The sequence below is a fragment of the Xanthomonas sp. NCPPB 1062 genome, assembly GCF_041481705.2.
In the GTDB taxonomy this organism is placed as follows: domain Bacteria; phylum Pseudomonadota; class Gammaproteobacteria; order Xanthomonadales; family Xanthomonadaceae; genus Xanthomonas; species Xanthomonas euvesicatoria.
In genome coordinates, this window is sequence record NZ_CM192987.1 from 3616155 (window position 1) to 3642709 (window position 26555).

The following is a 26555-nucleotide window of genomic DNA, read 5'->3' on the forward strand; positions in this document are numbered from 1 at the left end:
CGCGACGATGACGGCAGCACGAAAGTGCCGGACCGACGACGATACGGCGGCGATTGCCGCCGCTGATGCGCCCACGCGAGCAATTGGTTCCCACGCGCAGACGCATGGCCGGAGCCGGTGCGCGCATTCTGGAACCGGCACCAGGTCACCCAATGCCCTTGGGTCTGCTGTCTATACTCATCCCGAACCAGCTCCGACTCCTTCGAGCGCCAGCCAAGGAAGCCGCATGTCTCGTGCCACCATCGCGTTGCTGCTCATGCTCTCGCTGGCGGCCCTGACCGCCAGCGCCACCGCGGCCCCCATCGTCTACGGCGTCAACGCGCACGACAGCCGTCCCGGCTACGCCATGACCCAGGCCGAGGCACGCTTCAAACTGCTGGCAGCGCGCAACCTGCGCAGCTACCGGTTCGATATCGATCCGCGCGATTACGCCACGCTGGATGCGCTCGTCCCCTTGGCGCGCAAGTACGGCATCACCCTGCGCCCGATGGTCTACCCGATGTCGCGCGAGATCGGCTACCAGCTGGCACGCCGCTATGCCGCAGACATCAAGGTCTGGGAAATCGGCAACGAACAGGATCTGGTCCGCGCCGAAGCCGATACCCGCATCGCCGCAATGACCACGATGTACCTGGGCATGCGCCAGGCTTCCGACGAACTGGGCGCAGGTTTGCGCTTCACCATCAACATCACCGCCTGCAATAGCGACGATCGCAGCGCCAACGCGCGTTGCCCGGGCGATCGCAACGGCTCGCTGTGGTTTTTGGCAAAAGCCAAGGCGGCCGGCTTCAACTTCGACCACATCAGCTTCCACTACTACGCGTTCTACCAGGATGCCGGCTATTGGACGGACCTGTATCTGGGCCAGCTGCGCACTGCCGCGCGTACCTACAACACCCCGGTGTTCTTCAACGAGCTGAACTGTGCGGAGATCTATACAGGCAGCACCACTGGCGGCACCGCAGGTGATCGGGGCTGTTACGACAGCCTGGCGCAGCTGTTGCGCAACGTGCGTGACAACTACGCCGACGTGGTGGCCGAGGTGAATGTCTACGAATTACTGGACCAGGCCACCATCCAGGGGCCTGAAGGCCACTTTGGCCTGATGTACGAACTGGCCCGACCAAAACCGCCCCTGGATCTGCTCACGCGGTTCGCCCAGCCGCCAGCCAGCGCAGCGGCAGCCACTGCGTCAGCCGAGTGACCGGATCAGCCGTCCGGATTACTGCCCGCGATACCCGTTGGTGATCGGATAGCGCCGTTCGCGACCGAATGCACGCCGCGATACCTTGGGCCCGGGCGCGGACTGATGGCGCTTCCACTCGTTGAGCCGCACCAGGCGCAGCACATGCTCGACGGTATCGGCCGCGTAGCCAGCCGCAACGATGTCGTCGCGCGACTGCTCCTGGTCGACGTAGCGATACAGGATGCCGTCGAGCACATCGTACGGCGGCAGCGAATCCTGGTCGGTCTGGTTGGCGCGCAACTCGGCCGACGGCGGGCGCGAGATCACCGCCGGCGGAATCACCGGCGCGCCGCCGACGGTGTTGCGCCATTTCGCCAGGCCGAACACCTCCGTCTTGTAAAGGTCCTTGAGCGGCGCATAGCCACCGCACATATCGCCATAGATGGTGGCGTAACCCACTGCGTATTCGCTCTTGTTACCGGTGGTCAGCACCAGCCCGCCGAACTTGTTCGACAGCGCCATCAGGATCACGCCACGGCTGCGCGACTGCAGGTTTTCTTCGGTGATGTCCGGCTGGGTGCCTTCGAACATCGGCCCCAGCGCGCCGAGCAGGCCTTCGAAAGCCGGTTCGATCGCGATGGTCTCCAGCTTCACCCCCAACGCGCGGCATTGCTCGTCGGCCAGGTCGTTGGACAGGGTGGCGGTGTAGCGCGACGGCAGGCGCACGGCGGTCACGTTGTCGCCGCCCAGCGCATCCACCGCCATCGCCAATACCAGTGCCGAGTCGATGCCGCCGGACAAGCCCAGCCAGACCTTGCTGAAGCCGTTCTTGCGGCAATAGTCCTGCAGCCCGCGCACCACCGCACGCCAGGCCAGCGCATCCATGCTCTCGTCGCCGTCATCCACCCACACCACCGGAGTGAAGCTGCGCTCGCCGGCCGCGTAGTCCACCACCAGCCACTGGTCCACGAAGGCTGCAGCGGCGGGATGCACGGTGCCATCGCCATCGGCCACCACCGAGGCGCCATCGAACACCAGTGCATCCTGCCCGCCCACGACGTTGAGATAGGCAATCGCTGCCCCGCTCTCGCGGGTGCGTTCGGCCAGCAATGCATCGCGTTGGGCATGCTTGCCACGCTCGTACGGCGAGGCATTGGGCACCAGCACCAACTCCGCGCCCGCCCGTACCGTGTTGGCCAAGGGCTCGGCGAACCAGAGGTCTTCGCAGATCACCACGCCCACCTGCACGCCCTTGACCGTGACCACGCAGTTCTCGCCATCCGGATCCACGTCGAAATAACGACGCTCGTCGAACACCGCATAGTTGGGCAATTCGCGCTTGCGGTAGGTGGCTTCGATCCGCCCGTCGCGCAACACGCTGGCGGCGTTGTAGACCACGCTGCCGGCGCTTTGCGGCCAGCCGACCACTGCCACGATGCCGCGCGTGGCCGCCGCAATCCGCGCCAGCGCCTGTTCGCAATGAGCGAGGAATCCCGGTCGTAACAGCAGGTCTTCCGGCGGATACCCGCTGATCGCCAATTCGGGGAACAGCACGATGTCGGCCTCGAACTCGTCGCGCGCCGCTGCGATGTACTCGATGATGCGATCGGTATTCTGCGTCACGCCGCCGACCGGGAAGTCGAACTGGGCCATGGCGATGCGGAGGGTGTGTGCTGTCACTGCTGACTCCATCAAAACAGGCTTTCAAGGTAACCCGCTTCGCGCTGCGAACGGATCGCCAGCACGTACACGGTGTCGTCCAACGGTGCGTAACGATAGAGCGCAAGATAGCCGCTGGCATCGCGACCGATGACCAGTTCGCGGAATCCGCTCTGCACCGCGCGCCCTATCAGTGGATTGTCCGCCAATGCATCGATGGCCTGGAAGACACCTGCGAGTTTTCGCTGCACATTGGCTGCATCGTGTTCCAGCAGATAGGCGACCAGACGGCGTGCATCGTCGGCAACGCGCGCGGCAAGCACGATCCTGGTCACCTGTCAGCGCTCGACGGCGCTGGCCACCGGTGGCGCGGGGTCGTCTCCGTCGGCAAGTTGCTGCATGTACTGGCGTACGTCCGCCCAGGACAGCGTGTTGGCGCCCTCCTGGATGGCAGCCCAGCGTTGCTGCGCCTCGGCATGAAATGCCGTGCGGCGCTCGTATGCATCGATTTTTTCCGCGATGGCGTCGACGATAAAGCCGTGCGCCGTGGTTCCGGCATCTTTCGCCGCCCTGGCGACACGCGCTTTCAGTTCGTCGGGCAGACGGATGGTGGTCGTGGACATGGCAACCTCGGGGGACCGAATGGCGGACCCAAAGTAGCACACTTGTGACACACTTTGCATGACACGCTGCTTGTGCAATTCAGGGCTTTAGCATCGACATAGGTATGGAGCCGAACAGTCGGCCCAGCGTGCCTCGTGCAGTGCGCAATCCCTGCCATCTGCATCAGGTATCCCCGTAAACGCAGAAAGCCGCCCGAAGGCGGCTTTCTGCGATACCACACTGGTAAGACTTACTTCACCAGCGCCGCAATCGCCGCACCCAGATCGCCCGGCGAGCGGACGGTCTTGACGCCAGCGGCTTCCATCGCCGCGAACTTGCCTTCGGCCGTGCCCTTGCCACCGGACGCGATCGCACCGGCATGGCCCATGCGCTTGCCGGCCGGCGCGGAGGCACCGGCGATGAAGCCGACCACCGGCTTCTTGACGTGGTTCTTGATGTACTCGGCACCGGCTTCCTCGGCGTCGCCACCGATTTCGCCCACCATGATGATGCCTTCGGTCTGCGGGTCTTCGTTGAACAGCTTGAGGCAGTCGACGAAGTTCAGGCCGTTGATCGGGTCGCCACCGATGCCGATGCAGGTGCTCTGGCCCAGGCCCACTTCGGTGGTCTGCTTGACCGCTTCATAGGTCAGCGTGCCCGAACGCGACACGATGCCGATCTTGCCCGGCTTGTGGATGTGGCCCGGCATGATGCCGATCTTGCACTCGCCCGGGGTGATCACGCCGGGGCAGTTCGGCCCGATCAGCACGGTGTCCGGATGCGAACGGGTCAGCACATTCTTGACGCGCAGCATGTCCAGCACCGGGATGCCCTCGGTGATGCAGACGATGACCTTGATGCCGGCCGCAGCCGCTTCCAGGATCGCATCGGCCGCGTACGGCGGCGGCACGTAGATCACCGACGCATCGGCGCCGGTGGCCTGGACCGCATCGGCGACGGTGTTGAACACCGGCAGATTGATGTGGGTGGTGCCGCCCTTGCCGGGCGTCACGCCGCCGACGACCTGGGTGCCGTACTCGACCATCTGAGTGGCGTGGAAGGTGCCCTGCTGGCCGGTAAAGCCCTGCACGATCACCTTGGTGTTCTTGTTAATCAAAACGGACATGGATAGTTCCTTCGGTGTCGTGGATCAGGCGGCGTTCTTGACAGCTTCAACGACTTTCTTGGCGCCGTCGTTGATGTTGTCGGCCGGGATGATGGCCATGCCGCTATCGCGCAGCAGCTGCTTGCCTTCTTCCACGTTGGTGCCTTCCAGGCGCACCACGACCGGAACCTTGACGCCCACTTCCTTGACCGCGGCGATGATGCCTTCGGCGATCATGTCGCAGCGGACGATGCCGCCGAAGATGTTGACGAAGATGCCTTCGACCTTGTCCGAGGACAGGATCAGCTTGAACGCTTCGATGACGCGCTGCTTGTTCGCACCGCCACCCACGTCCAGGAAGTTCGCCGGCTCGCCGCCATTGAGCTTGATCACGTCCATGGTGGCCATGGCCAGGCCTGCGCCGTTGACCATGCAACCGATGTTGCCGTCCATGGTGACGTAGTTGATGTCCAGCTCCGACGCGGTCACTTCGGTCTCGTCTTCCTGCGTCTTGTCGCGCATGGCGACCAGCTGCTTCTGACGGAACGCGGCGTTGTCGTCGCTGTCGAACTTGCCGTCCAGCGCGTACAGGTTGCCGTCGTCCAGGATCGCCAGCGGGTTGATTTCAACCAGCGCCAGGTCCTTTTCGTTGAACAGGCGATACAGGTTCACCATGATGCTGGCGAACTGGCCGGCCTGCTTGGCGTTGAGGCCGAGCTTGAAGCCGAAATCGCGGCCATGGTAGCCCTGCACGCCTTCGACGAAATCGACGTTGAGGGAGTGGATCAGCTCCGGCGTCTCGGCAGCCACCTGCTCGATCTCCACGCCGCCTTCGGAAGAGGCGATGTAGGTGATGGTCTTGGTGCCGCGGTCGACCAGGATCGACAGGTACAGTTCCTTGACGATCTCACCGGCCGTGGTGACCAGCACCAGGTTGATCGGCAGCTCGACGCCGGCGGTCTGGTAGGTGGACATCTTGGTGCCGAGCATCTTGGCGGCTGCGGCCTTCACGTCGTCGGTGGTCTTGCAGAACTTGACGCCGCCAGCCTTACCGCGGCCGCCCGCGTGGATCTGCGCCTTCACCATCCAGGGGCCATTGCCCAGGGAATTGGCGACTTCAACCGCTTCGTCCGGGGTCGCCGCGACCTTGCCGGCCGGAACGGGGATGCCGTACTCGGCAAGCAGCTGTTTTGACTGGTATTCGTGGAAATTCATGCGTCACCGTGGGAAAAGGAAACGACCGCTGCGTGCAACGCAGACCGCCGGGGCGGCACGTCATGGGACGCGAACGGGCCGCCTATTGTGGCCGACCACGCCGTGCGGCGCAAAATTGCCCGGGATTGGCCGCCCGATCGCAGCGCTTGCGCGCAGGCCGACTCTGTGCGCAAGCGCTGCGCAGGCCGCGCACCTGCCTATACTCGCGGCTCGCTCCAGCGGGGAATCGGCTTGGCATCCATCGCATCGCTCATCGCCCGGCTCCAGTCCGCGCCGCAGCGCGAGCTGTACTTTTTCTCGTTGTACCGGGTGCTGGTGGCCGGCCTGATCGCCGCGCTGGTGTTCAGCCCCTTGTCCGACGCCATTCCCGATCCGCGCTACCCGCGCCTGGCCGCCGGCGTGGCGATCGGCTACCTGTGCATGGCGATCCCGCTGCTGTTCTGGGGCCGCGGCGAACGCCGCCTCACCCCCACCGTGCTGTGCGCGGTAGTGGCCGACATCCTTGCCGCCACCCTGGCCACGCACGCCCTGCCCGGTGCCAGCGCCGGGATTGCGATGATGCTGCTGTTCAACGTGGCGGCCGCCTCGATCCTGTTGCGGCTGCGCTACGGCATGAGCATCGCGGTGCTCGCCAGCGCCGCCATCCTGCTGGAATACCTGTGGACCCTGCTCGAAGGCGGCGGCACCACCCGCCCGGTGGCCGAGCTTGCGATGTTTGCCACCAGCTACGTCGCGGTGGCCTTCATCTGCGAACAAATCGCCGCCCGCGCCCGTCGCAACCAGATGCTGGCCGAAGAACGCGGCGCCCAGGTCGCCAATCTGTACGAGATCAACGAGCTGATCATCCGGCGCATGCGCACCGGCGTGCTGGTGGTGGATACCCACAACCACATCTCGTTGGCCAACGAAGCAGCGCTGAGCTTGCTGGGCGATGGCGACCAACGCACCCCGTCCACCGACCTGTCGCTGGTGGCGCTCACCCCGGAGCTGGCGCGCCGGCTGCAGCGCTGGCGTAGCGGCTGGCGCCAGGAAGAAGCCCCGCTGCAACTCGGCGCCGACCGCCCGGAGGTGCAGCCGCGCTTCGTGCGCCTGCTCGCCGACAGCGATCTGGTGCTGGTGTTTCTGGACGATGCCACGGTGGTGTCGCGCCGTGCCGAGTCGCTGACCCTGTCGGCCATGGGACGCTTCTCGGCCAGCCTGGCGCACGAGATCCGCAACCCGCTGGCCGCCATCAGCTACGCCTCGCAGTTGCTGGAAGAATCGCCGGACATCGGCGATGCCGACCGCCGCCTGCTGCAGATCATCCACCAGCAATGTCAGCGCACCAACGGCATCGTCGAAAGCGTGCTCGCACTGGCGCGCCGGGAACGCGCCACCCCGGACAACCTGGACCTGGCCGCATTCGTGCGCCGCTTCGTGGTCGAATATCGCCAGACCTTGTCGATGGAAACCGACATCCTGGAGGCCAGCATCCAGGGGAGCTCCGTGCATGCGTTGGTCGACCCCAAGCACCTGCATCAGATCCTCACCGCGCTGGTGCACAACGCACTCAAGTACGGCCGGGTGATGGACGAACCGGCGCGGGTCAAGCTGCACGTCGAGCGCCTCGAGCGCATGGCTGTGATCGATGTGATCGACCGCGGCCCAGGCATCCCGGAGGCCGTGGCGGCGCAACTGTTCCGCCCGTTCTACACCACCTCCGAGCACGGCACCGGCCTGGGGCTGTACATCGCCCAGGAACTCTGCCGCGCCAACCAGGCGCAACTGGACTATGTCGCGGTCCCCGGCGGCGGTGCGTGCTTCCGGATTTCGTTGCAAGGACCCAACGGATTGCTCGGCAAGTGAGTGTTCGGCTATCGGCTGAGCGGGATGTCTGATGTGACGATATCGCGCAGCGCGGCACTTGTTCGATAGCAGAACGTTGCAACTGGCGAAGACGCAAACCAACGCGGTGCCTGGCTTGCGGGTCGTGCGGGCTTACGCCAGCAAGGCTGTCGGAGGCAGACGCGTTTGGCAACGCAGCCCATCGACAGCCCCGCATCGCCGACTGGCATCGGCGCCTTGCAAACGCGCTGAATGCCGCAGTGATGCACCCGCGTAACAGGTGAATCGGCGTGCCGCGACCTGCTCGACAATTGTCGACCATCATCACGCTGGGCTATCGTGCGCCCCATGAACGAACCCAAAAGCGCCCTGGTTGTCGATGACGAGCGTGATATCCGCGAGTTGCTTGTTCTCACCCTGGGCCGCATGGGCTTGCGCATCAGCACCGCGGCGAACCTGGCCGAGGCGCGCGAGTTGCTGGCCAACAACCCCTACGATCTGTGCCTGACCGACATGCGGTTGCCGGACGGCAACGGCATCGAACTGGTCACCGAAATCGCAAAACACTACCCGCAGACGCCGGTGGCGATGATCACCGCCTTCGGCAGCATGGACCTGGCCGTGGAAGCGCTGAAAGCCGGCGCCTTCGATTTCGTCAGCAAGCCGGTCGACATCGGCGTGCTGCGCGGCCTGGTCAAGCACGCGCTGGAATTGAACAATCGCGACCGTCCCGCTCCGCCACCGCCGCCACCGGAACAGGCCAGCCGCCTGCTCGGGGACTCCAGTGCCATGGAAAGCCTGCGCGCCACCATCGGCAAGGTCGCGCGCAGCCAGGCGCCGGTCTACATCGTCGGCGAATCCGGCGTGGGCAAGGAACTGGTCGCACGCACCATCCACGAACAAGGCGCACGCGCCCCCGGCCCGTTCGTGCCGGTCAACTGCGGCGCCATTCCCGCCGAATTGATGGAAAGCGAATTCTTCGGCCACAAGAAGGGCAGCTTCACCGGCGCGCATGCCGACAAGCCCGGCCTGTTCCAGGCCGCGCACGGCGGCACCTTGTTCCTGGACGAAGTGGCCGAATTGCCGTTGCAGATGCAGGTCAAGCTGCTGCGCGCCATCCAGGAAAAGTCGGTGCGACCGGTCGGCGCATCCAGCGAATCGCTGGTGGATGTGCGCATCCTCTCGGCCACCCACAAGGACCTGGGCGACCTGGTCTCCGACGGCCGCTTTCGGCATGACCTGTACTACCGCATCAACGTAATCGAGTTGCGTGTGCCGCCGCTGCGCGAACGCGGTGGCGACCTGCCGCAGCTGGCCGCTGCCATCATCGCGCGCCTGGCGCACAGCCATGGCCGCCCCATTCCGCTGCTGACCCAGTCGGCGCTCGACGCATTGAATCACTACGGCTTCCCAGGCAACGTACGCGAACTGGAAAACATCCTCGAACGCGCCCTGGCCCTGGCCGAAGACGACCAGATCAGCGCCACCGACCTGCGCCTGCCCGCTCACGGCGGCCACCGTCTGGCTGTCCCCAACGGAGGTGCCGCGGCCGAGCCGCGCGAAGCCGTCGTGGACATCGACCCGGCCTCAGCCGCGCTGCCGTCCTACATCGAGCAACTGGAGCGCGCCGCGATCCAGAAGGCACTGGAAGAAAACCGCTGGAACAAGACCAAGACTGCGGCGCAGCTGGGCATCACGTTTCGCGCGCTGCGTTACAAGTTGAAGAAACTGGGGATGGAGTAGAAGAGCCGGAAATCGGGAGTGGGGAATCGGGAATCGGGAATCGTAAAAGCGCAGTCGCCGGCTGCGATGGTTCTCGCGGGAGACGCCGCTATGGATTGGCTCACGCATCATCTTGCGGTGGCCCGCTGCAATCCTTGGCCCAGCTGTCCAAACAAAAAGGCCTGGGACGTAGAGTTCCCAGGCTTTTCGATTCCCCAATCCCGATTCCCAGCCCTCAGTCCTTGGTCACCCGATTGATCTCGGCCAGGCTGGTAACCCCGTGGGCAGCCTTCATCAAGGCCGACTGCCGCAAATCGCGGATACCGATCGCCTGCGCGGCCTCGGCAATCTGCATCGCATTGCCGCCCTCCAGCACGATCGCGCCGATCTCGTCGGTCATCGGCATGACCTGGTAGATACCGGTACGCCCCTTGTAGCCTTCGGTGCACTCGTCGCAACCGACCGCCTCGTACAGCTCGATCCCGGCGGCGATCTGCGCCGGCGTGAAGCCTTCGGCCAGCAACGCATTCTCCGGCAGCGTCGACTTGCGCTTGCAGTGGTTGCACAACCGCCGCGCCAGACGCTGCGCGATCACCAACGTCACCGACGAAGTGATGTTGTAGGGCGCGATGCCCATGTTCATCAGACGTGCGATGGTCTGCGGCGCATCGTTGGTATGCAGCGTCGAAAGCACCATGTGGCCGGTCTGCGCCGCCTTGATCGCGATCTCGGCCGTCTCCAGGTCGCGGATTTCGCCGACCATGATGATGTCCGGATCCTGGCGCAGGAACGAGCGCAAGGCCGCGGCGAAGGTCATGCCGCGCTTGTTGTTCTGCTGCACCTGGTTGACGCCTGGCAAGCGGATTTCGACCGGATCCTCGGCGGTGGAGATGTTGCGCGTCTCGTCGTTGAGAATTCCCAGCGCCGTATACAGCGACACCGTCTTGCCCGAACCAGTCGGCCCGGTCACCAGCACCATCCCGTACGGCTTGTGGATCGCCTCAAGGAACAGCTTCTGCTGGTCCGCCTCATAGCCCAGCTTGTCGATGCCCAGCTTGGCCGCGCTGCCGTCCAGGATACGCAGCACCACCTTTTCACCGAACAGGGTCGGCAAGGTGCTGACACGAAAGTCGATCTGCTTGGTCTTGGACAGGTTGAGCTTGATGCGCCCGTCCTGCGGCACCCGCTTCTCGGCGATATCCAGCTGCGACATCACCTTCAACCGCGCTGCGATGCGCTGGTTCAGCTTCACCGGCGCCTTGGCCACGTTCTTCAACAAGCCATCGATGCGCAAGCGCACCCGGTAATCGTCTTCATACGGCTCGAAATGGATGTCCGAGGCTCCCCGCCTGATCGCATCCACCAGCACCTTGTTGACGAACTTCACCACCGGCGTGTCGTCGCCCTTGGCATCGACCCCGGAATCCCCGCCGGCGCCCATGTCCTCGTCGCCGGCCGAGACGTCCAGATCCCCCATTTCCTCGTCGTCGTTGCCAAGCGAAGAACCCAACGACGCATTGCTGGCCTGCCACTGCTCGAGCGTGCGGCGGATCTGATCCTCGTCGACAAGGATCGCCTCGACCACCAGGTTCGTATGGAACTTGATGTCGTCCAGCGCACGAGTCTGGGTTGGGTTGCTCACCCCCACGAACAACCGGTTACCGCGCTTGAACAGCGGCAACACTTGGTGCTTCTGGAGCAACTCTTCGCTGACGAGCTTTACTGCGTTCTGGCTTGCGTCGAATGCCGACACATCCATCAGGGGCATACCGAACTCGACTGCATTGGCAGCAGCCAGTTGCGACGCCGATACCAGCTTTTTTTCCGAAAACCACTGGGGCAATGGAACCTTCGCAGCCGCTGCCTGATCCATCGCAGCCCGAGCAGCAGGCTCTTCAATCGCGCCATCTTGTACTAAACGACGGGCAATTCCCGTGATGCCAACCAAATTAGCGGACGAAACAGCATTCATATTTTCAGCCCCCCCGTACCTTCAGCACCCTGTCGATCAGACTCAGTAACAACCAGCCGGCCTATACTTTGCAGCAAAAGCAGAGCCGTCACAAACCCACCCTCCGTCCGCGGAGCGTTTCAGCTTCAGATCCATACCTGAAACTAATGCAGAACCCTGCAAGGTGCAGCTTATCTCAGCAACACCCGTAGAGCTAAGGACTGCGCTTACTCGTGCACATCGAGTTGAGGACGATAATCCAATGTAAGGTGCATCGATAACGGCGGGATTTGTACCATCCTGGACTGCAGACTCAATAGTAGTCTTCCCGGGACGCAGCTCGGCTAAAGCTGCCGTCAGTTGCGCCTTAGCGACCGCATTTTGATACACAGGAAGTGCTATCGCGGCCAACACAGCAATGATCGCTATAACAATCATTAACTCTATAAGAGAAAAACCACTTTCCCGCGCCATATTGCACCCCTGTCAATAAACAGCTCGCCGAAGCAGCGCACGACGAAACTCGGAACAATGAATAAACACTCTTTGACCCAGGGACGGGCAGTACAAAAAATACACAAAACAATGAATATGAGGATCCCAGCGAAAAAAGAAGGCCTCGCTTTGAGCGAGGCCTTCTTTTCTCAGCTAGCAAACATTAAGCACCCGGGCAGCCAGCAGGCGCGTACTTCTTCAGCGCGTCCGTCTTGCAGGTCCAGGTACCATCAGTTGCACGGGTCAGCGTGACCTTCTTACCCACAACCTGCGTATTCCCCTTCAGAGTGCACTCGATGGTGCCGGTAGCGCTCAGAGCGGTGATCGGCGCAATGGTGCAGCGCTCAGAAGGAGACTTCAGACCCAGCTCGGTGATGTCTGCAACGGCAGTCTTGCCTTCGTTTAGCGCTACTTCGTACTGCGTCTTGCCAGGATTGATTTCAGCGAGACCGGCGGTGACCTGCGACTTGGCGACGTAGTCCTGATACATCGGCAGGGCAATCGCAGCCAGAATCGCGATGATTGCAATGACGATCATAAGTTCGATCAGCGTAAAACCGTTTTGCTTCTTCATAAGGTATCCCCTAGAGTTGGATGGAATTACTTTGCCCGCGGGCCACTCCCGTTGGGCGCCGCGTTGCAATGCCGCGTGCAAGTGTCTTAAAGCAGGATGCGTGCCAACTTCCCCCGACTCTGCAAATGCCCGCTAAGACAATGATGCCGGATCTTTTGAGGGAGGGAATACTTCAGTTCCAGAACTGCGACACAGCGCCTGATCGGCCCAACATGGTCAATAGGTGACGCTCAGAGTCAGCCCACAGCATGGCAACCCCGGGGATGCCAAGCGCGCCATAAAAGGCTAATATCACATCGGTATCTGCCTGGGGATGGCGGATGGGGAGCTGACATGGCAGCAGTACGTGGTGTAGTGAAGACTAAAACCGCCTCGCAATTCGAGCAGACCAGCCCATTTGTCTGGGAGGGAACAGACAAGCGCGGCGTGAAGATGAAAGGTGAACAGACCGCAAAAAATGCCAACTTGCTACGTGCAGAGCTACGCAGACAAGGGATCACACCCACCGTAGTGAAGGTAAAACCGAAGCCCCTATTTGGTGCTGCCGGCAAGAAGATCGGTGCAAAAGACATCTCCTTCTTCAGCCGGCAAATGGCGACCATGATGAAGTCCGGCGTTCCTATCGTCGGAGCACTTGAGATCATCGGCAGCGGACAGAAGAATCCGCGCATGCGGAACATGGTCGGGCAAATCCGTGCTGACATAGAGGGAGGTTCGTCGCTGCATGAAGCGGTCAGCAGGCACCCGGTGCAGTTCGATGAGCTCTATAGAAATCTCATCAAAGCTGGCGAAGGCGCCGGCGTTTTGGAAACAGTGCTAGATACCATAGCAACGTACAAAGAAAACATTGAGGCGCTTAAGGGCAAGATCAAAAAAGCCTTGTTCTATCCAGCAATGGTTGTTGCAGTGGCACTGCTTGTCAGCGCGATCCTACTCATCTTTGTCGTACCTCAATTTGAGGACGTGTTCAAGGGTTTCGGCGCCGAATTGCCCGCATTTACCCAGATGATCGTAAACATGTCACGCTTTATGGTGTCTTGGTGGTGGCTTATTCTTTTCGTCGCGATCGGCGCCGTTGTCGGCTTCATTTTCGCCTACAAGCGCTCCCCTTCGATGCAACATGGAATGGACCGAGTTATCCTCAAAGTACCGATTATCGGTCAAATCATGCACAACAGCTCCATTGCGCGTTTTGCGCGGACTACTGCGGTGACGTTCAAAGCCGGTGTCCCGCTTGTCGAAGCATTGAGCATTGTGGCTGGCGCAACTGGCAACTCGGTTTACGAAGCTGCCGTATTGCGGATGCGCGACGACGTGTCCGTGGGCTACCCGGTCAACGTAGCGATGAAACAGGTCAACCTGTTCCCGCATATGGTGGTGCAGATGACCGCCATCGGTGAAGAAGCGGGCGCGCTGGATGCCATGCTGTTCAAGGTAGCGGAGTATTTCGAACAGGAAGTCAACAACGCGGTCGATGCGCTCAGCAGCCTGATCGAACCCTTGATCATGGTGTTCATTGGTACCATCGTCGGCGGCATGGTCATCGGCATGTACCTGCCCATCTTCAAGCTCGCTTCGGTGGTTGGATAAGACGTAATGGCATTTCTCGACCAGCATCCCGGTCTCGGCTTTCCTGCCGCGGCCGGACTGGGACTGCTGATCGGCAGCTTCCTGAATGTGGTGATCCTGCGCTTGCCCAAGCGCATGGAGTGGCAGTGGCGGCGGGATGCGCGCGAGATTTTGGAGCTGCCGGACATCTACGAGCCGCCACCGCCGGGGATCGTGGTGGAGCCCTCGCACGACCCGGTGACAGGCGACAAGCTCAAGTGGTGGGAGAATATTCCGGTCCTGAGCTGGGTCATGCTGCGCGGCAAGTCGCGCTATAGCGGCAAGCCGATCTCGATTCAATATCCATTGGTCGAGTTGCTCACCTCGATCCTGTGCGTGGCCAGCGTGTGGCGCTTCGGCTTTGGCTGGCAGGGCTTCGGCGCGATCGTGTTGAGCTGCTTCCTGGTGGCGATGTCCGGCATCGACCTACGGCACAAGCTGCTGCCTGACCAGCTGACTCTGCCGCTGATGTGGTTGGGTTTGGTCGGATCGATGGACAACCTCTACATGCCGGCCAAGCCCGCCCTGTTGGGCGCGGCGGTTGGCTATGTGTCGCTATGGACGGTGTGGTGGCTGTTCAAGCAGCTCACCGGCAAGGAGGGCATGGGCCATGGCGATTTCAAGCTGCTGGCCGCGCTCGGTGCCTGGTGCGGCCTGAAGGGCATCCTGCCCATCATCCTGATCTCCTCGCTGGTCGGCGCCATCCTCGGCTCGATCTGGCTGGTCGCCAAGGGCCGCGATCGCGCCACCCCCATCCCGTTTGGCCCCTACTTGGCAATCGCTGGCTGGGTGGTGTTCTTCTGGGGCAACGACCTGGTGGACGGCTACCTGCACTTCGCGGGTCTGCGTTGACCGGGGCACGACGATGAGCGACTTCATCGTCGGTCTTACAGGCGGCATCGCGTCAGGCAAGAGCGCGCTGGCTGTGGAGTTCGAGAAGCTGGGTGTACCGGTCATCGATGCCGATGTGGTTGCGCGGCAGGTCGTCATGCCGGGACCTGTTCTCGATTGCATCATCGACTACTTTGGACCAGGCATCCTGCTGCCGGATGGCACGCTGGACCGCTCCGCGCTGCGCAAAATTGTTTTCGCAGATCTGACGCAACGCAAAGCGCTCGAGGCAATTACGCATCCGGCTATCCGTGCAGAGTTGCAGCGCGCGGCACAGGCGGCTGAAGGTCCTTATGCCATCGTCGCGATCCCTTTGCTCACCGAGGCGGGTGGCCGCGCAGCCTATCCCTGGTTGGATCGCGTGCTGGTGATCGATGCGCCAGTCGAACTGCAACATGCAAGATTGATGCGCCGCGATGGAAGCACGCCGGAATTGGCGGATCAGATGATCGCTGCGCAGGCGTCCCGCGAGCATCGTCTTGCGCTGGCGGACGATGTCGTGGTCAACGATGGCCAGCCGGCACATCTGATTCGAGCGGCGCACGAGCTCGACGCGCGCTATCGCCAGCGTACGAATTAGCGCGTCCCTCCTGTAATTCCGCGCACCCCACCGACGGGAGCGCAAAAAACATGACAGGTCGCAATGCCGACCTAGCGATGAAACGCCAATGTCGCAATCACGCCCCGCTCCTGCCCTGGCCGTACGCTGACCCGCCAGCCGTACAGATCACAAAGACGGCTGACGATCGACAAGCCGATGCCGCCACCTTGGGAGTGCCCGGCATGGGTGCCGCGGTAGCCGCGTTGGAATAGTTTGGCGGCGTCTTCTTCGCTCAGGCCGGGGCCCGAATCGATCACTTCCACTGCATCGCCCAGCACGCGCACGCGCACCTGGCCATCCTGGGTGTATTTGACGGCGTTGCCGATCAGGTTGCCGAGCGCGACCGACAGGGCCGATTCCGGGGCATCGATGACCAGATCGCGCACGCCTTCCAGCACGAGTTCCAGGGGTTTTCCGCCGAGCTGCGCGCGGTGCGAGTCGATCAGTTGTTCGGCCACCTTGGCGACGTTGCTGCTGCCCTGCCCGCGCTCGTTGCGCGAGAGCAACAGCAACGAGCCGATCAAATCGCTGCATTGCTGCTCGGCGCGCTGGATGCGTTGCAGCCGCTGCAACACCTTTTCGTCCAGGTTGGGCTTGGTGAGCAGCAACTCGGTGGCGCCGCGGATCACCGCCAGCGGCGTGCGCAGTTCGTGGCTGACGTCGGCGTTGAATTCGCGGTCGCGCTGCACCACTTCGGTCAGACGCGCCGAGTAGTCGTCGAGCGCTTCGGCGAGCTGGCCGACCTCGTCGTCCGGGAAGTGCGCGGCCAGTGGCTTGGGTTGGCTGGTGCCGCCGCGATAGGCACGCAGGCGCGCGGCCAGATCGGAGACCGGGCGCATCACCTTGGACGCGGACCACCAGCCGATCAGCAGCGAAAACCCGCTGAATACCAACACCGACAAGATTAGAGTGCGCTTGAGCTGGATCTCGCCCTTCAGCGCCTGGGTCATGTCATAAGCGAGGAAGAACCATTCGCTCGGTGTCTTGCGCACCGCAAGCTTGTACGAATAGGTATTGCCGCTTTCGTCCACGCCGGTGATGGTGTGGATGCCGTCGGGCAGCTGATACCACTCCGGTTGTTCGCGGCGTAGCGCTTCGAACTTGTCGCTTTTGACCACGCGCCCGCGCATCTGCTGCAACGGCAGATCGGGGTTGCGCATTGGATCGGAATAGAAGCGTTGCGCGAAGGCGTCGATGTTGCGATTCATCACGTCTTCCACCAACTGGTTTTCCACGCGCGAGCGCGCCCAGTTGGTGGCGAAGGCGAACAGCGTTGTCAGGCAGAAGCCCAGCAACACGAACGACAAGATGATGCGGCTGCGCAGGCGCCGCCGATAGCGGCCGCGCCGGCGCGCCGGCCGCGTCTCGCTCGTACTTTCAGGCATCGGGCGAGGCGATGCGGTAGCCGATGCCGTGACGGGTCTGGATCATCGGCACATCGAACGGCTTGTCGACCACGGCGCGCAGGCCGTGGATATGCACGCGCAACGAATCCGAATCGGGCAGTTCTTCGCCCCACACGCGGGTTTCCAGTTCCTGGCGCGTAACCACCGCCGGCGAGGCTTCCATCAGCGCCTGCAGGATCTTCAGCGCAGTCGGGTTGAGTTGCAGCAGCTTGCCGCGGCGACGCACTTCCAGCGTATCCAGGTTGTATTCCAGATCGCCGGTTTCCAGCACGCGGGTGTGCACACCCTTGCCGCGACGCGACAGCGCGTTGAGGCGTACCTCCACTTCCTGCAGCGCGAACGGCTTGATCAGATAGTCGTCGGCGCCGGAGTCGAAGCCGGCCAGCTTGTTGTCCAGCGAGTCGCGCGCGGTCAGCATCAACACCGGGGTCTGCTTGCGCGCCTCGTTACGCAGCTTGCGGCAGACTTCGATGCCATCCATGCCAGGCAGGTTGAGGTCGAGCACGATGGCGTCGAACTCGTGCACCACGGCAAGGTGGAGGCCAGTCACCCCGTCGGCGGCGAAGTCCACCGTATGACCCCGGTCTTCGAGGTAATCGCCGAGATTTGCGGCGATATCGCTGTTGTCTTCAATTACTAGAATTCGCACTGGAACCTCGTTCGTTAAGCTGTTTTTAGCGCTGGCGCCGAGAAATTTCGTCTTGACTCACCGTGGTCTGACGGCGCCGCTGGGCAGCCGTCATGCACTGTTTCGTACTCATCTGCGACCCAGTCGCGCGCTCGCGCCGACAAATCAGCCGGCTATCTTCGCGTGCCTTGGTCAAAATTCGGGTGACGAGCTCCTGATCGTTGCGAACCGCTGCCAATTGCTCTGGCTGCAGCGCCTGGATATCTGGCTGCGTCTGGAATGCTGCTTCGATCCGATCCAGCGCAGCGTTCACCTTAGCGCGCTCATCCTGACTGATCTCGGAGTACTTCTCGCCGTCGGCAAGGTCGGTGCGGACCTGCGCCGCCTGAGGCTTGAACGGCTTGTCCAGATCGAGCACCACCGCCAATGCATGACCGCTCATCAGGCCCGCCGCGAGCAGCAGTCCCGTAACACTCCATCGTTTTGCCATGCGACGCCTCCTTGCCCGACCGATTTAACATTGGCGAATGTAGACGCGAACCCCTACAGCGGCAAGCCGTCCATAAAAAGGCCCAAGTGCGACACCGCACTTGGGCCAAAAGTTCATCCCGATCACCGTCACTGCCGAGAGCGGAGCTACGGTCGGGAGAGGCTAGCGAGGCCGTAATTAGATTTTCGTTAATTTTTTGGTAAAGCCGTTAGCCAGCCGATCGGCGGACGGACTGCTCCAAGTGCTGGACAATCGCCGCGGCCACATCCACGCCGCACACGCCTTCCACGCCTTCCAAACCTGGGGTGGAGTTGACCTCCAGCACCAGTGGGCCGCGTTTTGACCGGATCAGGTCGACCCCTGCCACTGCCAGGCCCAAGGCGCGTGCCGAGCGCACCGCCACTTCCTGCTCCTGCTCGGTTGCCTCGGCCACGGCTGCAGTGCCACCCAGGTGCAGATTGGACCGGAAATCGCCTTCGGCCGCCTGGCGGCGCATTGCTGCGACGACTTTGTCGCCGACCACGAAGCAGCGCAGGTCGGCCCCTTCGGCTTCACCGATGAACTCCTGCACGATGAAGTTGGCGTACAGCCCGCGCAGCGCTTCGACCACGCCGCGCGAAGCGCTGGCCTTTTCGGTCAGGATCACCCCGGCGCCTTGCGCCCCCTCGTTCAACTTCACCACATGCGGCGGGGGGCCGAGCATGGAGAGCAGGTCCTGGGTGTCGTCGGGGTTGTCGCCGAAGACGGTGACCGGCATGTCGATGCCCTGCGCGGCCAACAATTGGTGCGCGCGCAGTTTGTCGCGCGAGCGCAGGATGGCGTCCGACGGGTTGGGCGTGTAGGTGCCCATGAACTCGAGCTGGCGCAGCACTGCGGTGGCATAGCGGGTGACCGAGGCGCCGATGCGCGGGATCACCGCATCGAAGCCGGTGATCGGCTTGCCCTTGTAGTGCAGGCTGAAGCCGTCGGCGGCGATGCGCATGTAGCAGCGCAACGGGTCGAGGATGCGCACGGTGTGCCCGCGCTTGCGTCCGGCTTCGATCAGCCGCCGGGTCGAATACAGCTTGCTGTTGCGAGAAAGGATGGCGATTTTCATCGCGGCAGGTACGCGGCGCGGCTTGGACATGGGCAGAGTCTGATGACGAAGTGACCCAAGTCCGTACAGTGCAGGCCGATGGCGCGTTCGCGGCAGGCCCGCGATGTACGCTGCGATCAGGCCGACTGCGACGGCCCCGAGAATGAAAGAGCGAAGTACCGCGACCAGTCCAACAACGCTGTGGCTGCACGGCCTCAACCGGATCGATGCTAGCAGGGCGTTGGCGCGTCGCTCAAGCAACGCAGAGCAGTGATTGCGCAACGCTCTTCGCGCGTGCCTTATCCAGATCGCAACCCGTCGGTGGCCTTGCCCGATTGCTTGCGCATGGCCGCACTGTGGCGCGCGTGCGCGCCGACGGGACGTTGCGAGGGCACGCCACGTCAACGGTTCCGACGGCCGCCCTCACGCCACACCCCTGTTGCCGTAACGCGTTTTGCACAGCTGTAGACGCAATGCTTGAGGCCCCTCAATGCCGGCGTGCCGGCGCATCCGAGACTCTCCATGCGACGTCCAGCAAGCGCGGCCTATGCCAATCCCTCCCGCATCCGTCAGGGGCGCCCGTTCCCACGCGGTGCCGTCTTCGACGGCAAGGGCACCAACTTCGCGCTGTTTTCCGCGCATGCCACGCGTGTCGAGCTGTGCCTGTTCGACGAACAGGGCAACGAAACCCGCGTCGACCTGCCGGAGTACACCAACGAAATCTGGCACGGGTATCTTCCCGATGCCAAGCCGGGCCAGCGCTATGGCTATCGCGTACATGGTCCCTATGCGCCGACCGAAGGTCATCGCTTCAATCACAACAAGCTGTTGCTGGACCCGTATGCGCGCGAGCTGGATGGCGACCTGATCTGGTCCGACGAGCTCTACGGCTACACGGTGGGTCATCCCGATGGCGACCTGAGCTTCGACGAGCGCGATAGCGCACCCTTCATGCCCAAGTGCGTGGTGGTAGAAGACACCTACGACTGGGGAGACGACACGCGCCTGCTCAAGCCGTGGAATGAGACGGTCATCTACGAAACCCATGTGCGCGGCTACACGATGCGCAATCCGCAGGTACCCGAGGCAGTGCGCGGCACCTTCGCCGGCCTGGCCCAGCCGCAGGTACTCCAGTACATCAAGGACCTGGGCATCACCGCGGTGGAGCTGTTGCCGGTACACGCCTACCTGGACGACCAGCATCTGCTCGACAAGGGGCTACGTAATTACTGGGGCTACAACACCATCGGCTTTTTTGCGCTGAAGTCGCGTTACCTGTCCAGCGGCCATCGCGATGAATTCCGCGACATGGTCAAGGCCATGCACAAGCAGGGGCTGGAAGTGATTCTGGACGTGGTCTACAACCACACCGCCGAAGGCAGCGAGCTGGGGCCAACCTTGTCCTTCAAGGGCATCGACAACGCCAGCTATTACCGCCTGGCCGACGACAAGCGCTACTACATCAACGATACCGGCACCGGAAATACGCTGAATCTGAGCAATTCGCGGGTGATCCAGTTCGTCAACGATTCGCTGCGCTACTGGGCCGGCGAGATGCATGTGGATGGCTTCCGCTTCGATCTGGCCACCATTCTTGGCCGCGAGCCGAGCGGCTTCGATCAACGTGGCGGCTTCCTGGATGCCTGCAACCAGGACCCGCTGCTGTCGGAGGTCAAGCTGATCGCCGAGCCGTGGGACTGCGGCCCGGGTGGTTATCAGGTGGGTCACTTCCCGCCGGGTTGGTCGGAGTGGAACGACAAGTTCCGCGACAATGCGCGCGAGTTCTGGAAAGGCGAAGACGGCAAGCTGGCGGAATTTGCGACCCGCTTCACCGGTTCGGCCGATCTGTTCGATCGCCGCGGCCGGCGCCCGTGGGCATCGGTGAACTTCATCACCGCACACGATGGCTTCACCCTGCGCGATCTGGTCAGCTACAACGAAAAGCACAACATCGATAACGGCGAGGACAATCGCGACGGTTCGTCCAACGATGGCTCATGCAACTACGGCGAAGAAGGCGACACCGATAACGCCGAGGTGTTGCAGATCCGCGAGCGGCAGATGAAGAACCTGCTTGCCACGCTGCTGCTATCGCAAGGCACGCCGATGATGCTCAGCGGCGACGAGCGCGCGCAGACCCAGGGAGGCAACAACAATACCTATTGCCAGGACAACGAGATCACCTGGCTGGATTGGGAAAACGATCCCACCGACGGCCGCCTGACCGAGTTCGTGAAATCACTGACCCGTCTGCGCAAGCGATACCCGATCCTGTCGCGGGGCCGCTTTCTCAACGGCCAATACAACGAAGAAGCCGGTCTGCGCGATCTCACCTGGCTCAATCCGGGCGGCATCGAAATGGACGATGCGCATTGGACCGACCCCGCCGCACGTTCGGTGGGCCTGCTGCTGGAAGGCAAGGCGCAGACCTCGGGGGTCAAGGAACTGGCCAATGACGACACCTTGCTCATCGTCCTCAATGCTTATCACGAGGGCGTGACCTTCACCCTGCCCTCCTCCGATGAGCCGGTGCACTGGAAGCTGGTGCTCTCCACCGACGAAGCGCTGGAAGTGGACATGATGCCGGCCGGTGCCAGCGAATTCCTGGCCCCGCCGCGCAGCGTCTCGGTCTTCGAGTGCAAGAGCGACCAGTAAAGCCGTCCCAGCAACGCACACTCAGGAGCGATGCTTGCTGCCTACCGGCATCGGAGAGGCAGCAAGCGTTTTTGTTTCCGACGATGGAATGACGGAGGGGTCTTGCGTGCGCTACGCGGGTTGCGCGTGGCCAGGGTAATGGTGCCGATGGCAACACCCCAGCGAGTCTGTGCGACCTCTCACGTTGGGCCACGTCCTCATTGCCTGCTCCCTGGACCAGGAATCAGTAGGTCAGCATCCATCGCTGGGATTTGCGCGGGAACGGCGAATGCTTTCTCGCAATGATTGAGCGCGTGGGTTTTGCTTGAAATCGGGAATTGAATGCGTTGTTTGAAGACACGCAACTTGCGGCACTCGAGCGTTCATTCCACGGCCAAAAGCCAGCAGACGCCACCAAAAAATCTGCGGCCAACCGGACTTGAAGCGTGCAAACACCACAACATCTATCGCTGCCAGATCATCAAAAGTCCGGCTTGGCTCCGCAGACCACCGAAATCAGCCAAGTGTCTTGGAATAACAAGCGCAAAGCAGGGCGCTGTGCGCCAGACATTCACCAAAAGATCGAAGGCCAAAAGCAACGCCTTGCCCATTGCGGGCCTTCGACATCCCTTGTGGGGCGACTCAACCCGGATACAGCGGGAAGCGCTTGTCCGGATGATTGGCTTTCCACTCTTTATAAGAGCTGGTGCCTTCCCAGGCCTTGAAGGCGCGCGGCGTACGACCACGGCCGGACCAGGTTTCGCCGGAATGCGGAATCCAGTACTTGGCGACCACTTCGCCGGTGGAAGACAGCGGCCCCTTGGTCTTGCCGGTCATCGCCAGCGAGGCGATCTGGGATTTTTGCTTGGCATTGAAACGGTTGCCGAACTGGGTAAGCACCTCGATCACCTGGTCGAAGGCTTCCAGCGTCTGGGCGTATTTCAGCTGCGCTTCTTCCTGCTCAAGCTTGCGCAGCTCTTCCAGCAGTTGAGCCCGGGCGGCGGCGGTGGGTGAAGCGGGCGAATCCTGGCGCATTGGCAAAACATGAGGTATGGGCGGGTCAACGAGTATTGCCGCTGGGCCGACCAGCGTAAAGCGCCCGGGCCCGTGCGGGTCTGCTGGCGCTCAGCGATGGCGCAGCAGGGCGTGCTCGCGGGCCATGGTCAGGACCGGGCCGATTCGCCCGGCACGGATCAGTTCGCTGCAGTGCTTGCCGACGAATTCCACCCGCGGCGTGCGAAACCACTGCACCACCCGATCCAATTCGCCGGCATTGATCGACCAGGCGTGGTAGACCGCCTCGCCCAGCTCCTCCACGCCAATCAGCCCGAGTTCGCGGATCTGTTCGGGATCGAGCGCGAACATGTCCAAGACCTTGCCCGCATTGTCCGGCGTGACATGGCCGGTGCGCACGTGCCTTGCCAGCCCGGCGCCGTAGGCGATCGACGCCACCCACGCAGACTCGGCACGGCGCATCCCCTTGATCAGCGCGCCGACGAGTTGGGAATGGGTGGTCATGCCTGCACTATGCGGCGGCGCTAGAGCAGGCTCAATCGGGATCTCCCCGACTCTGCGCAAGAAAATTCAGAAGCCGGGAGGCCGGCGGGCCTCGGTACGCCGCAGCACCATCACCGCCGCGCCGGTCTCCATCCCGCAGCAGCCGCTTCATTCACCGAACAGAAGAAGCGCTCGCCCTTCGCCGGCGAGATATGCGTCTTTGCATAATCGCGCTGGCCCGGCATATGAAAGATCTTCTTGCCGTCACTGGAGATATTGCCCTTGATCCTGCAATTGCTTGGCGCCGATGCCTCAACCTGGCGCGTGGTTGCTGTCCGCGCCTTCTTGTCGCGGCGGTAGTCTGCCGGCATCTGAAACGCGCCCTGCCAGAGATTGCGGCGCTGCTGCTGCGCGAGGCCCTCGTCTACCTCGAACGCGGTAGCGTATTGACGATAGGCGACCGCCCAGCCAGAGCGCACCATCCAGGCATTGACGGACTGCCCCTGCACGAAGCATTCGGCGACCGTGCGGCCATAACGATCGGTATCTTTCGGCTGGCAATGCACGGTCTTGTCCAGCAGATAGCCATCCAATGCCGCTGCAGCGCGGCGGCCGCACGGCCAGGCGCTGCCATCGTGTGCGCTGCACTGTTGCGCGCTCTCCGGCGCATCGATGCCCCACAGACGGATGCGCTGATGGGCAACGGTGATGGTGTCACCGTCGGTCACCGTCGCACGACCAACTAGCTCTGCAGCACTTACGGGTAAACCAACAAGCACCAGTACCGACAACACCCAGCATTTCAACAACTTCAACAACTTCAACAGCCACTTCCTTCCAATCGGCAGACTGCGCTCCGCGTGTCTTGCCTTAGTGCCACTGCAGCCGGTCGGCCTGGTCAAGCATTCCATCGAACCTGACATCTGCGCCGGCAACCAATGCCAGCGCAGGGGCGGGCACTGTATGCCAATCCATCCGCGATGCCCATCCTTTTTGCTCGTTCTTTGTGCAGGTTTCAGATGTCTTCCATGCGCAGAGCGGGCACGCAGTGTGATGGATGGCGCGCAGGCAGATAAGCGCGCTCTGTCGCTATTGATGACACGCGAAAATTCGCTGGAGGATATTCAGCCGAAGCAATGACCAGACGGGTGCCAGAGGCGAATTTCTTCAGCATGCACATTGCGCCGCTCGTTGCGCACGATGCGTCATGTACAGCGCGGGACGCTGCCAACACCGAACGCGCGATGACCAACGTCGATGCGCTGTGGCTCAGAGTGATGCGCAATCGCGTAGCGCCGATCACCTGATCACCGGCTGCATCAATCGGGGAGAGTGAACTGCGGAGCGATGCGCTCGGCAAGAAAACGTGCCGGATATGGAGCGGGCGATGGGAATCGAACCCACGTCAGTAGCTTGGGAAGCTACAGCTCTACCATTGAGCTACGCCCGCCTGGCGCTGACAGAGTTTATGCGGGCGCAGGTGTCCGGCGCAATGTGCGCAGATAGAACGAGGGCCGGTTGCCCGGCCCTCAGATGTTGCGTGTGAGTTATCTGTGGCTTGCCGCGCCTCAGAAGTTGCCGCTGAAGTTCACGAACAAGGTCGCGTCGCGGGCGCTACGCTGGGCGGTGGTGGTGCTCAGGCCGATGTTGCTCTGCAAGCCCCACAGCCCGGTGCGGGCACCCAGGACGACAGTGGCGTAGTTGCGATCGAAGTTCTGGCCAGGAACGGTGTACATGCCCACTTCCGGCATCGACTGCAGCCAGGCGCTGGCTTCGCCGCCGTCCTTGAACTCGTGGTCGTAGGTCGCCTGCAGGTACGGCTTGACCATGGCGCCGTCCAGACGCACCTGGAAGCCAACGCGGCCCACCAGCGAATCGATGTCCTGATTGGCGTAGCCCAACGCGGTGGCGCTGTCGTTGCTTTCGGTATAGCCGTCGAGCTTGATCTTCTGCCAGGTCAGGCCGGCCACCGGGCCGTACTTGAGGTTGCCTTCGCCCAGCGAATACCCGGCGTTGAGGGCGGCGGTGAGGTTGCTGCCGTCGGGGGAGCCGCTGTGCACGCGGGTGGCTGGCCCAAGCTGGACTTCGCGGTCCACGTCGTAGCTCAGCCAGCTGTAGCTGACCTGCGCATTGACCCACACCGGGCCGGTGTACCAGCCGAAGAAGCCGCCCAGGGTGGTGTCGTCCTGCTTGAAGCTGCCGTTGCGGTTACCGAAGTCGGCGTCCATGCGGCCGAAACCGGCAAAACCACCGAACACCAGGTCGCCTGCAGTCCAATCCACACCGAACAGGCCGGCCGGCGCCATGCCGTCGTACAGGTCCGCGTGGTCGTAACGCTGCATGTCGCCGCGCACGCTGCCCCACCAACGCATGCCGTCGGCGTCCGGCTTGCCGTCCAGATGCCAGGCCACCTGATCGGCGCGCGCGCGGCCGCCGGCCTGCGCCGAATGCGTCAGCACCTGCTGCAGACGCGGCGCTTCCAGCAACGAGATGGCGTATTCGCCCAGGATCTGGTGCACCGCCGTGGTCGGGTGGATGCCATCGGCGAACACATAGGTGTTCTGCGCATTGGCGGCGACCAGGCTGGTCGGGTTACAGGCCGGCAGCGGCACGGCCGGGTTGCAGGCGGTGCTGGTGACATTGCTGAAACCATAGGTGCCCGGGTTGGCGACGATTTCCTGCAGCATGTGGAAGGTGTCGACCGGAATCACGCGCAGGCCAGCGGACTGCAGGCCATTGAACAAGGCGGTGTTATAGGCCGTGGCCGCAGCGGTGCCCTGCGCCATTCCCACGGCGCCGCCGGCGCGGAAGCGCGGGGTGAGGCCGACGTCCGGAATGGTCGGCACCATGACGTAACGCGCGCCGGCATTCTGCAAGGTGGCCACGGCACCGACCTGGGCGGTGACTGCGCTGCCGATGATGGCCTGGGCCTGGGCCGGAGCGAGGGACGCGGCGAGCAGGTCGTTGGCGCCGCCCCATACGGTGTACAGCGCATTGGGGTTGGCACGGCCGCCGTTGGCGGTGAGATAGGTGTTGATCTGGCTGGTCACCGACGGCGCAGCGCCGAGTGCGCTGACCGAGCTGGCCTGGATGCGCGCACCGCCGGCAGCGTAGTTGTCGCCGGTCTGGCCGTTCCCGTTGGGCGCGGCATTGGTGCCGAAATGGTCGCCGACATATTCGGCCCACACCCAACCCGGGTTGGTGGTGAACTTGCCGGTGACCGCGCGCGAAGCGGCCGGCAGCAGCGGGTTGTAATACCCGCTGTCGGTGAGGCTGTCGCCGAAGAACACGGTCTGGTCGAAGGCCGACTCGGCCATGGCCGGGGCGGCCGCAATAGCGATGGCCATAGCCATCAGGGAGCGGATCGGGCGAAGTGTGGAAGCCATCGGAA

At 62.8% G+C, this 26555-nt stretch carries 24 protein-coding genes and 1 tRNA gene; 7 read left to right on the top strand and 18 right to left on the bottom strand.

The window, feature by feature from the left end:
* The first annotated feature begins 226 nt into the window (after nucleotides 1-226).
* Nucleotides 227-1204, top strand: a complete 978-nt coding sequence (locus tag ACCQ16_RS15630) for a hypothetical protein (protein WP_277572537.1) — start codon at nucleotides 227-229, stop codon at nucleotides 1202-1204.
* 18 nt (nucleotides 1205-1222) lie between these two features.
* On the opposite strand, the gene ACCQ16_RS15635 is transcribed toward ACCQ16_RS15630, so the two are convergent.
* The 5 genes from ACCQ16_RS15635 to sucC all read right to left on the bottom strand — a co-directional run bounded on the left by ACCQ16_RS15635 (nucleotide 1223) and on the right by sucC (nucleotide 5768).
* Nucleotides 1223-2878, bottom strand: coding sequence for an NAD+ synthase (locus ACCQ16_RS15635; RefSeq protein WP_031423861.1), 1656 nt, complete (start codon nucleotides 2876-2878; stop codon nucleotides 1223-1225).
* Complete coding sequence (locus tag ACCQ16_RS15640) at nucleotides 2878-3180, bottom strand: type II toxin-antitoxin system RelE/ParE family toxin (RefSeq protein ID WP_277572536.1); 303 nt, start codon at nucleotides 3178-3180, stop codon at nucleotides 2878-2880. The genes ACCQ16_RS15635 and ACCQ16_RS15640 overlap by 1 nt, the downstream gene beginning before the upstream one ends.
* A gap of 3 nt (nucleotides 3181-3183) precedes the next feature.
* On the bottom strand, nucleotides 3184-3528 hold the full coding sequence (locus ACCQ16_RS15645) for a YlcI/YnfO family protein (protein WP_008577787.1): 345 nt from the start codon (nucleotides 3526-3528) through the stop codon (nucleotides 3184-3186).
* Between the two features lie 170 nt (nucleotides 3529-3698).
* A complete protein-coding gene (gene sucD, locus ACCQ16_RS15650) occupies nucleotides 3699-4574 on the bottom strand; it encodes a succinate--CoA ligase subunit alpha (protein ID WP_029820064.1) in 876 nt (291 codons plus the stop codon).
* Nucleotides 4575-4598: 24 nt separating this feature from the next.
* Nucleotides 4599-5768, bottom strand: coding sequence for an ADP-forming succinate--CoA ligase subunit beta (sucC, locus tag ACCQ16_RS15655; RefSeq protein ID WP_057681815.1), 1170 nt, complete (start codon nucleotides 5766-5768; stop codon nucleotides 4599-4601).
* Nucleotides 5769-5999: 231 nt separating this feature from the next.
* Between sucC and ACCQ16_RS15660 the strand changes: the two genes are divergently transcribed.
* Both ACCQ16_RS15660 and ACCQ16_RS15665 read left to right on the top strand, forming a co-directional pair.
* Nucleotides 6000-7613: a sensor histidine kinase gene (locus tag ACCQ16_RS15660; RefSeq protein ID WP_218490629.1), complete on the top strand. Its 1614-nt coding sequence runs from the start codon at nucleotides 6000-6002 to the stop codon at nucleotides 7611-7613.
* 327 nt (nucleotides 7614-7940) lie between these two features.
* Nucleotides 7941-9335 carry a sigma-54-dependent transcriptional regulator gene (locus ACCQ16_RS15665; RefSeq protein ID WP_042773941.1) on the top strand — a complete coding sequence of 465 codons (1395 nt, stop codon included), beginning with the start codon at nucleotides 7941-7943 and terminating at the stop codon, nucleotides 9333-9335.
* Between the two features lie 214 nt (nucleotides 9336-9549).
* Here ACCQ16_RS15665 and pilB read toward each other — a convergent pair whose 3' ends face one another.
* From pilB to ACCQ16_RS15680, 3 genes are all read right to left on the bottom strand, one after another.
* A complete protein-coding gene (gene pilB / locus ACCQ16_RS15670; RefSeq protein WP_277572535.1) occupies nucleotides 9550-11286 on the bottom strand; it encodes a type IV-A pilus assembly ATPase PilB in 1737 nt (578 codons plus the stop codon).
* A 42-nt stretch (nucleotides 11287-11328) separates the two neighbouring features.
* Nucleotides 11329-11739, bottom strand: coding sequence for a pilin (locus ACCQ16_RS15675; RefSeq protein ID WP_029820067.1), 411 nt, complete (start codon nucleotides 11737-11739; stop codon nucleotides 11329-11331).
* Between the two features lie 184 nt (nucleotides 11740-11923).
* Nucleotides 11924-12334 (bottom strand): pilin, encoded by a 411-nt coding sequence (locus ACCQ16_RS15680; protein WP_029820068.1) that lies wholly within the window; start codon nucleotides 12332-12334, stop codon nucleotides 11924-11926.
* Nucleotides 12335-12667: 333 nt separating this feature from the next.
* On the opposite strand from ACCQ16_RS15680, the gene ACCQ16_RS15685 reads away from it, so the two are divergent.
* Genes ACCQ16_RS15685 through coaE form a run of 3 tightly spaced genes read left to right on the top strand, consistent with a single transcriptional unit; the run spans nucleotide 12668 to nucleotide 15413 of the window.
* A complete protein-coding gene (locus tag ACCQ16_RS15685; protein ID WP_014090856.1) occupies nucleotides 12668-13924 on the top strand; it encodes a type II secretion system F family protein in 1257 nt (418 codons plus the stop codon).
* A 6-nt stretch (nucleotides 13925-13930) separates the two neighbouring features.
* On the top strand, nucleotides 13931-14794 hold the full coding sequence (locus ACCQ16_RS15690; protein WP_008576868.1) for a prepilin peptidase: 864 nt from the start codon (nucleotides 13931-13933) through the stop codon (nucleotides 14792-14794).
* A gap of 13 nt (nucleotides 14795-14807) precedes the next feature.
* Entirely contained in the window at nucleotides 14808-15413 is a 606-nt protein-coding gene (gene coaE, locus ACCQ16_RS15695) for a dephospho-CoA kinase (RefSeq protein ID WP_014090857.1), read from the top strand.
* Nucleotides 15414-15484: 71 nt separating this feature from the next.
* Here the strand turns inward: coaE and ACCQ16_RS15700 are convergent, their stop codons facing one another.
* The 4 genes from ACCQ16_RS15700 to rimK all read right to left on the bottom strand — a co-directional run bounded on the left by ACCQ16_RS15700 (nucleotide 15485) and on the right by rimK (nucleotide 19054).
* Nucleotides 15485-16819: a sensor histidine kinase gene (locus ACCQ16_RS15700; protein ID WP_008576864.1), complete on the bottom strand. Its 1335-nt coding sequence runs from the start codon at nucleotides 16817-16819 to the stop codon at nucleotides 15485-15487.
* Entirely contained in the window at nucleotides 16812-17489 is a 678-nt protein-coding gene (locus ACCQ16_RS15705; protein ID WP_003490678.1) for a response regulator transcription factor, read from the bottom strand. The genes ACCQ16_RS15700 and ACCQ16_RS15705 overlap by 8 nt, the downstream gene beginning before the upstream one ends.
* A 25-nt stretch (nucleotides 17490-17514) precedes the next feature.
* The gene (locus ACCQ16_RS15710; RefSeq protein ID WP_071118754.1) at nucleotides 17515-17958 is read right to left on the bottom strand and encodes a hypothetical protein; all 444 of its coding nucleotides are present in this window, start codon (nucleotides 17956-17958) and stop codon (nucleotides 17515-17517) included.
* A gap of 208 nt (nucleotides 17959-18166) precedes the next feature.
* Complete coding sequence (rimK, locus tag ACCQ16_RS15715) at nucleotides 18167-19054, bottom strand: 30S ribosomal protein S6--L-glutamate ligase (RefSeq protein WP_029820072.1); 888 nt, start codon at nucleotides 19052-19054, stop codon at nucleotides 18167-18169.
* A gap of 501 nt (nucleotides 19055-19555) precedes the next feature.
* Between rimK and glgX the strand changes: the two genes are divergently transcribed.
* Nucleotides 19556-21688: a glycogen debranching protein GlgX gene (gene glgX, locus ACCQ16_RS15720; RefSeq protein ID WP_078590290.1), complete on the top strand. Its 2133-nt coding sequence runs from the start codon at nucleotides 19556-19558 to the stop codon at nucleotides 21686-21688.
* 621 nt (nucleotides 21689-22309) lie between these two features.
* Here the strand turns inward: glgX and ACCQ16_RS15725 are convergent.
* From ACCQ16_RS15725 to ACCQ16_RS15750, 6 genes are all read right to left on the bottom strand, one after another.
* The gene (locus ACCQ16_RS15725) at nucleotides 22310-22702 is read right to left on the bottom strand and encodes an H-NS histone family protein (RefSeq protein ID WP_008576847.1); all 393 of its coding nucleotides are present in this window, start codon (nucleotides 22700-22702) and stop codon (nucleotides 22310-22312) included.
* 90 nt (nucleotides 22703-22792) lie between these two features.
* On the bottom strand, nucleotides 22793-23185 hold the full coding sequence (locus ACCQ16_RS15730; RefSeq protein WP_008576845.1) for a hypothetical protein: 393 nt from the start codon (nucleotides 23183-23185) through the stop codon (nucleotides 22793-22795).
* Between the two features lie 110 nt (nucleotides 23186-23295).
* Nucleotides 23296-23988, bottom strand: a complete 693-nt coding sequence (locus tag ACCQ16_RS15735; protein WP_029820074.1) for a thermonuclease family protein — start codon at nucleotides 23986-23988, stop codon at nucleotides 23296-23298.
* A 191-nt stretch (nucleotides 23989-24179) separates the two neighbouring features.
* Complete coding sequence (locus ACCQ16_RS15740) at nucleotides 24180-24338, bottom strand: hypothetical protein (RefSeq protein ID WP_159065595.1); 159 nt, start codon at nucleotides 24336-24338, stop codon at nucleotides 24180-24182.
* Nucleotides 24339-24540: 202 nt separating this feature from the next.
* Nucleotides 24541-24614, bottom strand: a tRNA-Gly gene (locus ACCQ16_RS15745).
* Between the two features lie 118 nt (nucleotides 24615-24732).
* The gene (locus ACCQ16_RS15750) at nucleotides 24733-26550 is read right to left on the bottom strand and encodes an autotransporter outer membrane beta-barrel domain-containing protein (RefSeq protein ID WP_504230205.1); all 1818 of its coding nucleotides are present in this window, start codon (nucleotides 26548-26550) and stop codon (nucleotides 24733-24735) included.
* Between the last annotated feature and the right edge of the window lie 5 nt (nucleotides 26551-26555).

What these genes read in the sequence shown, in the direction of transcription:
- pilB (WP_277572535.1), bottom strand. Translation starts at nt 11,286, where the DNA reads ATGAATGCTGTTTCGTCCGCTAATTTGGTTGGCATCACGGGAATTGCC.
- ACCQ16_RS15710 (WP_071118754.1), bottom strand. Translation starts at nt 17,958, where the DNA reads ATGGCAAAACGATGGAGTGTTACGGGACTGCTGCTCGCGGCGGGCCTG.
- ACCQ16_RS15665 (WP_042773941.1), top strand. Translation starts at nt 7,941, where the DNA reads ATGAACGAACCCAAAAGCGCCCTGGTTGTCGATGACGAGCGTGATATC.
- sucD (WP_029820064.1), bottom strand. Translation starts at nt 4,574, where the DNA reads ATGTCCGTTTTGATTAACAAGAACACCAAGGTGATCGTGCAGGGCTTT.
- ACCQ16_RS15635 (WP_031423861.1), bottom strand. Translation starts at nt 2,878, where the DNA reads ATGGAGTCAGCAGTGACAGCACACACCCTCCGCATCGCCATGGCCCAG.
- sucC (WP_057681815.1), bottom strand. Translation starts at nt 5,768, where the DNA reads ATGAATTTCCACGAATACCAGTCAAAACAGCTGCTTGCCGAGTACGGC.
- glgX (WP_078590290.1), top strand. Translation starts at nt 19,556, where the DNA reads ATGCGACGTCCAGCAAGCGCGGCCTATGCCAATCCCTCCCGCATCCGT.
- ACCQ16_RS15645 (WP_008577787.1), bottom strand. Translation starts at nt 3,528, where the DNA reads ATGCAAAGTGTGTCACAAGTGTGCTACTTTGGGTCCGCCATTCGGTCC.
- ACCQ16_RS15680 (WP_029820068.1), bottom strand. Translation starts at nt 12,334, where the DNA reads ATGAAGAAGCAAAACGGTTTTACGCTGATCGAACTTATGATCGTCATT.
- coaE (WP_014090857.1), top strand. Translation starts at nt 14,808, where the DNA reads ATGAGCGACTTCATCGTCGGTCTTACAGGCGGCATCGCGTCAGGCAAG.
- ACCQ16_RS15740 (WP_159065595.1), bottom strand. Translation starts at nt 24,338, where the DNA reads ATGCTGAAGAAATTCGCCTCTGGCACCCGTCTGGTCATTGCTTCGGCT.
- ACCQ16_RS15685 (WP_014090856.1), top strand. Translation starts at nt 12,668, where the DNA reads ATGGCAGCAGTACGTGGTGTAGTGAAGACTAAAACCGCCTCGCAATTC.
- ACCQ16_RS15730 (WP_008576845.1), bottom strand. Translation starts at nt 23,185, where the DNA reads ATGACCACCCATTCCCAACTCGTCGGCGCGCTGATCAAGGGGATGCGC.
- rimK (WP_029820072.1), bottom strand. Translation starts at nt 19,054, where the DNA reads ATGAAAATCGCCATCCTTTCTCGCAACAGCAAGCTGTATTCGACCCGG.
- ACCQ16_RS15725 (WP_008576847.1), bottom strand. Translation starts at nt 22,702, where the DNA reads ATGCGCCAGGATTCGCCCGCTTCACCCACCGCCGCCGCCCGGGCTCAA.
- ACCQ16_RS15630 (WP_277572537.1), top strand. Translation starts at nt 227, where the DNA reads ATGTCTCGTGCCACCATCGCGTTGCTGCTCATGCTCTCGCTGGCGGCC.
- ACCQ16_RS15750 (WP_504230205.1), bottom strand. Translation starts at nt 26,550, where the DNA reads ATGGCTTCCACACTTCGCCCGATCCGCTCCCTGATGGCTATGGCCATC.
- ACCQ16_RS15690 (WP_008576868.1), top strand. Translation starts at nt 13,931, where the DNA reads ATGGCATTTCTCGACCAGCATCCCGGTCTCGGCTTTCCTGCCGCGGCC.
- ACCQ16_RS15675 (WP_029820067.1), bottom strand. Translation starts at nt 11,739, where the DNA reads ATGGCGCGGGAAAGTGGTTTTTCTCTTATAGAGTTAATGATTGTTATA.
- ACCQ16_RS15700 (WP_008576864.1), bottom strand. Translation starts at nt 16,819, where the DNA reads ATGCCTGAAAGTACGAGCGAGACGCGGCCGGCGCGCCGGCGCGGCCGC.